Annotated in this window: 6 protein-coding genes; all 6 read right to left on the minus strand. The window is 35.1% G+C overall.

Annotated elements, in window-relative coordinates; genetic code table 11:
* Window positions 1-2 precede the first annotated feature (2 nt).
* The 6 genes from C8N41_RS03390 to C8N41_RS03415 all read right to left on the minus strand — a co-directional run bounded on the left by C8N41_RS03390 (window position 3) and on the right by C8N41_RS03415 (window position 12573).
* Complete coding sequence (locus C8N41_RS03390) at window positions 3-3188, minus strand: SusC/RagA family TonB-linked outer membrane protein (protein ID WP_115838220.1); 3186 nt, start codon at window positions 3186-3188, stop codon at window positions 3-5.
* Between the two features lie 220 nt (window positions 3189-3408).
* Window positions 3409-4635 (minus strand): glycoside hydrolase family protein, encoded by a 1227-nt coding sequence (locus C8N41_RS03395; protein ID WP_115838221.1) that lies wholly within the window; start codon window positions 4633-4635, stop codon window positions 3409-3411.
* A gap of 23 nt (window positions 4636-4658) precedes the next feature.
* The gene (locus C8N41_RS03400) at window positions 4659-6317 is read right to left on the minus strand and encodes an MFS transporter (RefSeq protein ID WP_115838222.1); all 1659 of its coding nucleotides are present in this window, start codon (window positions 6315-6317) and stop codon (window positions 4659-4661) included.
* On the minus strand, window positions 6318-8624 hold the full coding sequence (locus C8N41_RS03405; RefSeq protein ID WP_115838223.1) for a GH36-type glycosyl hydrolase domain-containing protein: 2307 nt from the start codon (window positions 8622-8624) through the stop codon (window positions 6318-6320).
* A 19-nt stretch (window positions 8625-8643) separates the two neighbouring features.
* A complete protein-coding gene (locus tag C8N41_RS03410) occupies window positions 8644-11022 on the minus strand; it encodes an alpha-L-rhamnosidase-related protein (protein ID WP_115838224.1) in 2379 nt (792 codons plus the stop codon).
* 51 nt (window positions 11023-11073) lie between these two features.
* Window positions 11074-12573, minus strand: a complete 1500-nt coding sequence (locus tag C8N41_RS03415; RefSeq protein WP_115838225.1) for a sialate O-acetylesterase — start codon at window positions 12571-12573, stop codon at window positions 11074-11076.
* Window positions 12574-12593: the final 20 nt, after the last annotated feature.

Below are 12593 nucleotides of genomic sequence, written 5' to 3' on the forward strand. Positions count from 1 at the left end.
TTTTAAAATTTTGCAGTTAAGTTAAATCCGTAACTTCGTCTTTGTGGTAAAGAACCATATTCATAGCCTTGCCCATTACTAATATTGTAAGTTGACTCTGGATCGACATTAGGTACATTTGAATGAATTAACCATAAATTTCTACCAATAATAGAAAAGGTTAAACCATTTAGGAATTTAATGTTTTTCAATTGTTCTGGGCTTAATGAATAAGACAAAGAAACTTCTCTTAATTTTACGTACGACGCATCGTAAATGAATGGTTTTATAATATGTGAATTTGCAATACTGCCCCAATAATCTTTAGGATCTACATAAACATCATTGGCTCTATAGGTTGGGTTTCCATCTGCGCCAACGCCATCCTCAATAACACCTTGTGCTAGATAACCACCTGTGGCAACCCAACTACTAGGTAATTCACCAGCACTTTCTCGTTCTGACTCGGATAGTGCCCATCCTTCTCGTCCTTCTAAGGTTCCAATATGTGCTCCTTGTTGATATAACTTCTGATTAGTCATGGATAATATATCTGCGCCAGATTTAATTTGAATTAAAGCTCTTAACCTAAATCCTTTATATTGAATGCCGTTAGTTATACCTCCAGTGAATTTATATTGCCCATTGCCTAAAGACACTTGTTCGTCTGATCTTATCGGTAATCCATTAGCACCTAAAATAGGAGTACCATCTTCAGTACGTTTAAAGTCGTATCCTACAATATCTCCATAAGAACCGCCTTCTTCTGCAGTAATCAATGAGCTGATCCAATCTGCTCTTGCAATGGTTTGTGTTTTTGCTTCTTCATGTAATTTTACAATTTTGTTCTCATTATTGGCAAAATTGAATGTTAAATCCCAACGTAGATCATCTGTTTTAATAGGTACGATATTTACCATAACCTCCCATCCTTTATTGTTGATTTCACCTGCATTAATACTAGCAGATTCAAAACCGTTTGAATTAGAAATAGGAATATTCATTATTTCGTCATAGGTAGTTTGATTGTAGTATGTGACATCTAAACCAACTCTCCAATTAAAAAGTTTTGCATCTAATCCAAATTCATATCCTTTTGTTCTTGAGGGATTAATATTGGTAAAATAGGTGATATCATTTACGGTTGAAAAATTTGCTCCGTTTGACGAATACGGGTAATCGAAAAAAGTATTATATGCATATGGGTCTGTATCACCACCAACTTCAGCATAGGAAGCTCTTAGTTTTGCATAAGATATCGTTTTCGACCTTAAATTTTCTATGGCCTTGGTTAAGACTAAAGCACCTGTAAATGATGGATAAAAATAGCCATTGTTTCCTTTTTTTAATGTAGAAGACCAATCTTGTCTGCCCGTGACATCCAAAAAGGCATAATCTTTATAGCTAACATTGGCAAAGCCATAAAAAGACCTTACTTCCTTTCTTGGGTTTTCTCGTCCTACAATAAATTCGTTATAATTATTTATAGAAATTACATCTTCTGAACCTTGATTTTTTCCAAGTATATTATTTGTTGAACTTTCATAATTCATAATGTTTCCACCAAGACTTGCTCCAACGGTCCAATTATCGTTAAGCTCTTTATTCGCAGAAAGTAGAAATTCAGTATTAATTTCAGTAGTTCTTGAGTCTATTTTTGTTAGTTCTCCCCATTCAGCTAAAGGTGTTGTTCTTGGTGAATAATTATAATAATCATATGTAAATGTATCTATACCAGATTTGAATTTGAAATCTAACCAATCTGTGATATGATAGTTTAAAGAGGCATATCCTAAAACTCTATTCTTATTAGATTCATTTTTCATGTTATACAATGAATAGTAAGGATTGATAATTCGTGTTGCAGAATTCCAAAACACATAATCACCGTTGACATCCGTTGCACTATCTTGTAACCATTGCTGATCAATATTTCCTGGTAAGCCCAAAAGTGCTAATGCCGTATTTGCACCAGAATAACCCAAATAAGGTCTATTATCTACATCTTCTAGAGTAAAATTAACTTTGGCATCTAAAGTTAATTTCTCCCACATTTTCATATGCCCTTTTAAAGTGAAGTTATTTCTATGTAAACCGCTATTTGGAACAATATCCTCCATTTTTACATCTGATGCAGAAAATAATAAGTTGGCAGATTCATTACCACCAGATAAAGAGATAGTATTTTGAATGGTATAACCTGTTCTGAAAAAGGACTCAATATTATCTTTTTTTACACCATAATCTCTATACTGTCCATCGAAAGAGATGAATTGTAAATTTGGATCCATTTTACCACCCCAACTCCACATACCTGTAGCGTCACCTATATCTCTTGGAGGTGTTCCGATACCTTGACCATACACATGTTGAACATCTTCGTATCCACTTATGACCTCATCAAACGTAGAGTTTGTTGAAAAATTAATATTAAATTTAGATTTCGAATTCTTTTTAAACGATTTTGTTGTAATTAAAATGACACCGTTTCCACCTCTAGAACCATATAACGCTGCTGCTGCAGGGCCTTTTAAAACAGATATCGTTTCTATGTCATCTGAGTTTACAGAAGAGATACCATCTCCTAAATCTTGACCACCATATTGTCCGGCTTGCCCAAAAGAGTTGTTATCCATTGGTACACCATCAATGACGTATAGCGGTTGATTAGAGCCATTAAATTTTGTGTTTCCACGAATAATAATTTTAGATGAACCACCCGATCCTGTATTTGGTTGGGCAATATCTACACCGGCAACTTTACCAGCTAATGAGTTGACTGCATTAATACTTTTTATTTCAGCGAGTTCTTCTCCATCAACCTTAGATATAGCATAGCCTAAAGCTTGTTCCTTACGTGAAATTCCTAAAGCAGTAACCACGACTTCGTTAAGTGCCTCAACAGATTCAACCAATTGAATATTAATAACGGTATTATCTCCTATAGTTACCTTCTGTTCAGAGAAGCCAATATAGCTAAAGCGAAGTACGTCTCCTTTTTCTGCGTCTATTGAATAATCACCATTAAAATCAGTATTCGTTCCTTTGTTCTTACCTACGACAATGATCGATACACCTGGCATAGGCATTTCATCTTCTAATGAAGTCACTTTTCCAGTTATTTGAATTTCTTGAGCATGTAAAATTGAAAATGATGTAATTATAAAAACACAGAGAAACGTAGAGAGTTTAAAATGTTTAATTCCCATAAAAAATTGAATTTAGAATTATAAGGCTTTTAAAGAAACGTCAAAAAAGTACCCCAAAAAGTTAGTTGTTAGTAATATAATAGCTAATTATTATAGTATTCTCAAATATATATATAAAAACTTCTAAATTCATAATATTATACGGCTCAGCAATGAATAAAAGACAAAACTTATAAAGGTTTGAGCAGTATGTATAAATTTCCGTTTTTAAATGATACCGTTATATATTAGACCATCGAATTAAAGCCTCTAAATAGTAGTAGTCAGCATAATTTAGTGGAGCATCGGTTTCATTATTTTCATGAAAATTGCCTACAGAATGTTTTAAGATAAAGCCTCCGTTTTCATTTTTTTGAGCTAAATAGTCATCAGATGAAAGCGTTCTTAAGATGGTTTCGGTGTAATCTAAATATTCATTTTTACGCGCTGAATCAAATGCTTGTAATTCCAATAATGCTGATGCCACTATAGCTGCTGCTGAGGCATCTCGAGGAATCTCTTCTGTACTTTCGGCATCATAATCCCAATAAGGAATATTATCATCAGGAATTTTATCGTTATTCATTATATAATTAGCTATCTTCTTAGCGTGCTCTAGGAATATTTTATGTCCCGATTCTTTATAAGCTTCCGTATAGCCATATAAACCCCATGCCTGTCCACGTGCCCAAGCAGACTCATCAGCGTAGCCTTGAAAATTTACTTTTTTACGTACGTCTCCTGTAATATGGTCGTAGTCTATAATATGATAACAACTATAATCAGGTCGATATTGGTTTTTAATCGATGTGGTTGCGTGTGCATTTGCAATATTTGAAAACGTTGAATCTGCCGTGTGCTTAGTGGCTTGATATAGTAAATTCAGGTTCATCATATTATCAATAATAATAGGCATATCTAACCCTTTACCTTGAATCCATGGGGCATCTGTATCCCAAGACTGGATGACTTTTGCAACAGGTCGGTAACGTGTACTTAAAGATCTTGCTGCATCAACAACGGCTTGTTTATAAGTTTCATTTCCGGTAAGACGATAGCCTTGTCCAAAAGAGTTTTGTATCATAAATCCAACATCGTGATTCCATTTTACAAATTGAGCAGAATCTAAGGCCTCTGTAAATTTTTCGGCCTCTATTTTCCACTTATTATCATTTGTTTGCTCGTATAAATACCATAGTGAACCTGGAAAAAAACCACAAGTCCAGTCTTGTTTGTAAGCCATTCTAAGCGACCCATCCTTGTTTAAACTTCTAGGGTTCAATAATGGTGAAATAGTATCTATTTTATTTATTAAATAATCATACTGATGTTCTGCTAACGAAAAAACCCGTTTCACGAGTTCTTGCTTTGTTTCCTCAGTGTGTTCTTTAACTTCAACTTTATTTTTACACGATGTTAAAACTAAAATCGAAATTGTGATCGCTATAAATCTTATTGACAATGTCATAGTCTTTTAATTTTTTACAAAATTTATTGTTTTTCTGTTAGGGCTCTTCTCGATTTCAATTCACCCTCAATTTTATCCATGGTTTTATTATCAAGTGGATAGAAACTCATAATACCAGCAACAAGGAAACTACCAGCAGCAGGAATTAAACTTACCATTAAAAGAATTCCAAAAGCAGATTCTGTTGTTTGAACTGTATTAGCCTTAAATCCATAAAAAGCTAATATCCAACCTGCGAGCGCTGCTCCAATAGTAAGTCCAAATTTTTGAGCCATGGTAGAAGCCGACATAATTAAGCCAGTAGCACGTCTGTTATTTTTCCATTCAGAATAACTTGCCGTATCCGTATACATCGCAAATAAGATTGGTGCTGGTGGACCTGAAGCTAAACTTACAATGATATTAAGAGCGAATATCATAGTAATATTAGATTTATCTACAAAGAAGAATAGGGCTGTAAACGTACCAGCAATGAGTTGGCAGGCAATTACAACTTTCTTTTTACCAAATCGGTTGCATAGTTTCTCTGTAAAAGAAATAGCAATGATAGTGACTATAGTTCCTGACACTAGAAACGAACTTACTAGTGATTCATCTTCTATGTAGTATTTAAAATAATACATAACGGACCCATATCTAATGGCAACGTACGCCAAACTTATCACTCCAATAACTAAAAGCACCAACCAAGGCTTATTGCTAAATAAGTCTTTAAAGTCATTTTTGATATTTGTTTTCTGCTCTTTGGGAGGCGAAACACGCTCTTTAGTGGTATAAAATGTGGTTAGAAACATGATGATGGACATAATTCCAAATACAATCATGACCCCTTGAAAGCCTTTAGCTTCATTAACCACCTGAACTGATATTTCCTTAGATGAAATAGTTTCGTCAAAATAGGTTGAAGGATTTAAAGTATGGGTTCCAAAACCTTCTTCGAGATATAAAATATCTGTTGTATCATCTATTTCATTTTTTAGATCATTTTTATAAACGATTACGGTAACGTTTTTAGTTAACAGGTCTTCTTCTCCTATATCTGCATTTAAAACTAATTTTGAAGCTCCAACACCATGTTCAGTAATCACAATTTGATTGGTATTTAATTCTGCTGAAAACACACTGGTATTATCTCCACCGATACTATTGACTAATGGAAGTGTTAAGGCTTGCACAAGCAATCCGCCAGTAAACGCAAACATAAATCTGTATTGTGAAAAACTAGCGCGCTGAGAAGGACTTGCAGAAACAACTCCCATCAATGAAGAATAAGGAATATTTATAGCCGTATATACCATCATCATAAGCGTATAGGTTACATAGGCGTATATAATTTTGCCTGTTAGGCTAAAATCTGGTGTTGTAAAAGTGAGTACACCTACCAGTGCAAATGGTAAGGCTAACCACAAAAGAAAAGGACGGAATTTTCCCCATTTTGTATTGGTGCGATCGGCAATAAGTCCCATTACAGGATCGTTTATGGAATCCCATATTTTTGTTATTAAAAACATGGTTCCTACGACAGCTGCTGGCAAGCCAAAAATATCGGTATAAAAATACAGTTGAAAAATCATTAAGGTCTGCCACACCAGATTTGAAGCTGTATCGCCTAAACTAAAACCAATCTTTTCTTTTATCGATATATTTTCCTCTACACCAATATTTTGTTTATCTAACTCCATTTAATTCGTTTTAGTTTTTCCGATTTGAAAATCTATAGAGATTTCCTTTTTGTTGAGTCCATATTCAGGTACTTCAATAAAATTATCTGTTTGTTCTTTCCCGTCAACCAACATATTTTGTAGATCACCTCGTTTTATGGTGACATTGAATGTGGTTCCTCTGAAAACTCTTGTATACGTTACATTGTCCCAAAATGAAGGAATTTGAGGATCAATTGTAACTCCCTTTAAGGTTCGTTTAAAGCCTAAAAGGTTATCAAAACAGTTGAGCATATTCCAAGCTACAGTACCTGTTCGCCATGGGTCGTCAGAGACGTGTCTATCTTTTCGTAATGCCGAAGGTCCTACATAACTATTGGGTTGTGCATAAGGTTCTGATTTCTCCTCAGAAGGTAGAATTCTTTTAAAGGTTTCAAAGGCTTTATCGTTTCGTCCTGCGGCATAATCTGCGGCAATCTTAAATGATGCGGCATGACAATAGACGTTTCCATTGGTAAAATTACCTTGTGGAATCCCAGTTATAGAGCCAATGTCTTTATTGTATTTTGTAAATGGTGGCCAATTATGAACAGGACCAACAGGTGTATCTACCATAGGTTCCACTTTTTTCATGATATCCTTATATTTTTCAGCATCAATAATGCCTGCAAGTACAGCCCATGACTGCGGATTTATGAAAACTTGCCCTTCTTCTGAGGCATTATCACCGACCTTATTTCCGGCATCCGTGTAAGCGTAGATAAAGTGATCTTCATCCCAACCGTATTTTAAGATATTCGCTTTAATTTCATGATATCTTTCTGCACATTGTGCTTCTATTTTGGTATCACCTTTCCAAGCTGCAATTTCTTCAACAACTTTAAGCGCTTTAGCAAGAGCTATACTCATCCAAACTCCTTCTCCTTTTCCTTCAGCACCAACGCGGTCCATTAGGTCATTCCAGTCTCCATGTCTTATTAATGCTAAGCCGTGCTCTCCTCTGTCGTTCCAAAGAAAATCTAAAGCTTTTAAGTTGTGATTCCAGATGGTATCTTCTCCGTTATCAGAATAGGAGACAACTTTATCTAACATGCTAAGATCTCCAGTTTCTAGAAGTATGGAATATGTGGCGTGACTGATCCAACTTGGTGAGTCAGAATAATGTTTATCTGCTGCTGCAACCTCCATAGAAGATACTCTAAATGCTCTTGGACAAAATCCATTACTTTTTTGATTTTCTAACGCTTTTTCTAACATTTTTAAAGCGCGGTCAGGGTCTATAATAGCAACGCCTGCGGCATCTTGAAGTGTATCGCGATAGCCTTTAAAATAAAATCTAGCCCAATCTGCCATAAGATGTAACTGATGTTTCATCCAAACATTAAAGAGGTTATTAAAATCGGCATCGGGAGTGTTTAATTCTGTAAGGCCTAATCTCGCTATATTTTGTTGTTTTATAGTTTCAAGTTCGGCATCAATACGAGCACTATTGGCATATAAAGTCGTAAATTCATCGGCTTCAGCTTCATCAAATACAATACCCATGACAATATTGATACGTTGTTCAACTCCATCATTCAGATTCAAATTGTGCTGTAAGGCAGACACCATATATTCTGTTGAAGCATCACTATCACTTAATTGTCCTTTAATTATACATTCTGGCATTTCAAAACTAAGGTTGTGACCTAAAAACACATCTCGGCTAATATCAAAGTGATCAAAAGGCACATCGGTATACGTAAATGCACGATATTTCTCTGTCATAACACTTACCGATCGGTTTCTAAAAAACAAGCGTTGTTTTTCTCTATCGTGATAACCATCAACGGCAGAATTATACCCATAGGTTAGATTTACTCCATCTAAAATCACTTTTGCTACGCTAAATACAGATATGTTTCGTGGTCTACCTGACTCATTCAATACCTTTACAGACCAAATTTCTCCTGCTTCCTTACGAGGTACAAATATTTGAAATGATACTTTGATGCCATTTTTTTTACTCTCTAAAACAGTGTATCCCAATCCGTGAGTACAACTATAGTCATCTAATTCAACACCAGTTGTATTTGGTGCAACGGACCATACGTCGTTCGTCTCATTATCTCTTAAGTAAATATGTCGTGGCGCACTTCTATCATCTTGTTTTCCAAATAGGTTAGTAAGAACGCCTGCTTCATTTTGATATAGCGAAAAGCCATTAAGGTTTTGTCCTACACTGGCTAAGTATTTTGGGTTCCACAACATGTTAAACCAATCGCGAGGAGGTTGTGAATTTGTTATTTTATATTCAAGTCCGTTATTTATATAACTACCGTATTTCATATTACTGTTTTCTAAATTTTTATAATGCTATGTTTTGTTTTCCCCCAACAAGCGAAACCGATTGTCCTTGCCATTTAAATTCACCTGTAAGATCTTCTGGCATTGAAATCTCTGCATTTATATTATTGTCATTTTTTGAATAGCGAATTGTGATCATACCCTGAGGATGCGGGAATTCGACATTAAGTGTTTTTAATTTTCCTAAATTTGGTTCTATTATAACTGATTTGAAACCGTGTTCGCCTGGATATATGCCAGCAACAGTATGAAGAAAATCGAAGTTGGGACTCGAGCTCCACGCATGACATTCTGAACGTGGATTAATATCCGTTTCTCCATAGGTCGTCATACCATCATCAATCATACCTCTCCAAGATCCTAATAAATCGAAATACAAATCTCCTAAACCAACCTTTTGTAAGGCTCTAAATAGATAAAATTTGAAATAAATGGTAGCTTGAAAAAGGGTCTCGTCTTCAAGTACTTTTTTCATTATGTCAGATTGAATATCTTGTTTAAATGTATCGGTTAATATCCCTAAGATATTTGTGTGCTGTGAGAATTCTTTTTTATCAGGTGTTTCGGCAATAAGTCCCTTTTTTGTATCAAAACAGCGTTCTAAAACGGACTTTTTAATTCGTTTAGACAGTATTTGATACGAATCGACTTCATGTTCCAAATTAAAATAACGGAATACAGCTTGGGCATGATCTAAGGTCTTTGCAAACTGCAAGGCAATATTTGCGGAATAACCATCGTCTGCACCTTGTGGAATGCCACTTGGAAAATCGATAGTCCAATCTGTGAAATTCCACCATTTTAAATTGGTAACCATACCAGTTTCATCAACACGAGAGGCAAACCAATCTATTACCGATTTAATCCCTGGAATGAATTGACGTAAAAATTCAGGATCATTTCGATACATGAAATAATCATAAATCATATCGACCCAAATCAATGAAAACGGTGGTATAATTTGAATTATGTTTGAAGGATATCGACTTTGGGTTAACCCTTCTGAGGTGCGTGAGTCGTCAAATTGTTGTATGGCTTTTCGCATTAACCGATCATCTCCAGATACATAAATTGAGATTAGCGATGCTATTTTGGTGTCGCCTATATATTGTAAATTCTCATAATAGGAATCGTAATACATTTCGTCTGCAGAATTGCGTAATGTTCTCCATGCTGCATCCCAAATTTTAGTGAGAGAAGGATCTCCTGTTTCTACTTTTGCTTTTTCTTCAAATGGGTATCCTGTGTAAACACCATGGTAATCTTCTAGAATTAAAGCTTCTTCTTTTGTGGTTATTTCTAGTTCTACAAAACGATACGTTCGTCGTGAAAGCGGCTTGTAAAATCTATTCTCTCCTCCATCTGGAAAGAGCATATCATAATACCCGAATATGGATTTCTCTTCAAAATCATTGCGATTACCTTTTAAATCAACGAGATTTAAATTACCGTCAGAAACTGTTTCATCTGGATTTATATCTTTGACCAAAGCCTCAGCATAGGTTATTTTTAGTTCACTGTTCTTTCCATGGCTGTACGTTAGTTCTGGATATCCTGTAGTGTGATGTGTTTGATCTATTAGGATTTTTACATGTGAGTTTTTAGGAATTATTGAGGCTTTGTTTTTTAGAAAACCGTCATTCTTTTCAATACCACTCACCCGAATAATTTCAGGAAATCGTTCTACTTTTTCTTCCATAAAAGGGATGGTTCTCGGTACTAAATGCCAAGCTCCTCCATATAAAAAACCTCTACCAACAGCGAACTCCGTTGTTGTACTTTTAGGGTTCAACCAGTTGTCATAATTAAACTGTAATTGGTTCCAACTCCAAGGATATTTTGAATCATCAACATGGTCACGCGGTCCGGCGGCATAATAAGCATTCATCATCTCGCTTGTAATCTTAACTGGTGAAAATGCATGGTTTTTAATCACTTTCCAATCGGCACTTCCTGTATTAATATCTAAGTTGAGGTTTCGGTCTGCCTGTAAAATAAAAGCCGTTTGATAAGTCACTTGTGACACACTTCTGTACTCTCCAAAATTTACGACTTCAGCAGCAATAACATTTTTACCCTCCTTTAAATGAGGCGCTATATCTAGAGTTTCATAGCGTTGGTGTGCTCTATCTCCAATGGATGGTCCGTAACAAACACGTTCTCCATTAACATAAAGTCTATAACGGTTATCGGCAGATACAAAAATGATGAACTCACTCATTTTCTCTTCGAGAGTAAATACATGTCGAAAAAGGAACACACCATAGTCTAGCGTTGATGCACTGGGATGTGTAATCCATTGTGCTTTCCATGTATGCTTAAGCAAGTTAATATCTTTACCGGACCCATTAACTTTTACTGTAGACTCTGGGTTTATCATATTTATTTTCAATATTATCTTTTATTAAAGTTCCTGAAAGAGGATTAATAATTAATCTATTTTCGTTCGAAAAGTTGATACAGGCAATCCTTTATTTGAGGTTAAATTAGCTTCTGTATAGGGCTTCCAGGCGTATCTTACATAAAATGGTTTTTTGTGTTTATTTGGTAAGCTAAACGCTATTGTTTTGCCTTCAATTCTAGGTTCTAATTTTTCAAAATGTTTGTTGTCCGTACTTATTTCAAAACCAATAATAGCTTCTGATGATTTTGTTTTTAAACTACTAAACTCCCCTTTAAAATGAATCGTATAAGTGTTGTTAGAATAGGTGATTTTATCAAACACCGGACTTTCATAATCATTAGCTACTTTATAGGTGTCTCCGAGTGCTAAGAGTGCCAATCTGTCTCCAACAGGTTGTTTGTTTTTTGCATGTGTGTCTTGCCGATCACCAACATCAGTTATAACAACCATTTTAGAATTTGGGACTTCATTTAATAATTCGCTTTGCGCAAATCTAAACTCTGGCCATGCAGGTCTATCTTCTCTACTAGTTAATTGTGTAGAATAAAAAGGGAAGTCTTCATTAAAATCTGATCGCCATAAAGCCACCATTTTTTTAAACATAGCTTTGTACAAAATAGGAGCTTCTGCATTGGACTCGCCTTGGTACCAAATAACTCCTTTGATGGGGATGTTTTTTATAGGTAATATGCCATTCTCATAATTATAACTTGGCATCCATGGGTGTTTCTGATTGGGATTTTCACTTAATGATATTTGATGTTTTGCTACTGAAATCATCGCATCCTTTTCGTCTTCTTTAGCTTTCCAACGTTCTTTTATAAAACTTGACATGGTAGAATCTTGTTCAATTTCTTTTTTAGACAACCAAGATTCAATGGGAGAACCCGGAACGGCATTATGAATAATACCGATGGGAATATTTAATTCACTTTGTAGCTTTTCCGCGAAATAATATCCTACAGCAGAAAAATACAAGACCTCTTCAGGAGTTGCTTTTACCCAGCCTTTAGTATTAAAATAGTGATTGTTTTGAATTTTATTTAATTCTTCTAAGGTATGAACACCGTCTTTACCAGTTGGGTAAGTGGGTTTCATGTTATAAATTCTTAGGTTCGGATTGTTTGCATTTTTTGCAATGCTATCTCCATTTAAAGTGCGTTTTAAATCGAGATGCATGTTAGATTGCCCAGAAGCTAACCAAACGTCACCGATTAAAATATCTGTGAGTTGAATAGATTCATTTGTGGATTCAATACTTAAACGGTACGGACCTCCAGCTTCTAATGCCTCAAAATTAACGTTCCAGTGACCTTCACTATTAGCTATAGTGTGAATTGTGATATCTTTTAAAGTTGCAACTATTTTAGTATTTGGCTTTGCTGTTCCCCAAACAGGGATGTTATGATGCCTTTGCAAAACCATGTGACTAGAAAAAACAGGATCCACTTTAAAATTGCTTTGTGCACCTAAAAAAATGGAATAAAAACTTAGAAAAATGAAAAAAGAAACATTTTTAATTTTCATAAAATAGGGAGTATGTCTTA

It is taken from the genome of Winogradskyella sediminis, from assembly GCF_003387355.1.
GTDB classification, from domain to species: Bacteria; Bacteroidota; Bacteroidia; order Flavobacteriales; family Flavobacteriaceae; genus Winogradskyella; species Winogradskyella sediminis.

Excerpts from the sequence above, each read along its gene's own strand:
- C8N41_RS03405 (WP_115838223.1), bottom strand. The coding sequence starts at position 8,624 with ATGAAATACGGTAGTTATATAAATAACGGACTTGAATATAAAATAACA.
- C8N41_RS03410 (WP_115838224.1), bottom strand. The coding sequence starts at position 11,022 with ATGATAAACCCAGAGTCTACAGTAAAAGTTAATGGGTCCGGTAAAGAT.
- C8N41_RS03390 (WP_115838220.1), bottom strand. The coding sequence starts at position 3,188 with ATGGGAATTAAACATTTTAAACTCTCTACGTTTCTCTGTGTTTTTATA.
- C8N41_RS03400 (WP_115838222.1), bottom strand. The coding sequence starts at position 6,317 with ATGGAGTTAGATAAACAAAATATTGGTGTAGAGGAAAATATATCGATA.
- C8N41_RS03415 (WP_115838225.1), bottom strand. The coding sequence starts at position 12,573 with ATGAAAATTAAAAATGTTTCTTTTTTCATTTTTCTAAGTTTTTATTCC.
- C8N41_RS03395 (WP_115838221.1), bottom strand. The coding sequence starts at position 4,635 with ATGACATTGTCAATAAGATTTATAGCGATCACAATTTCGATTTTAGTT.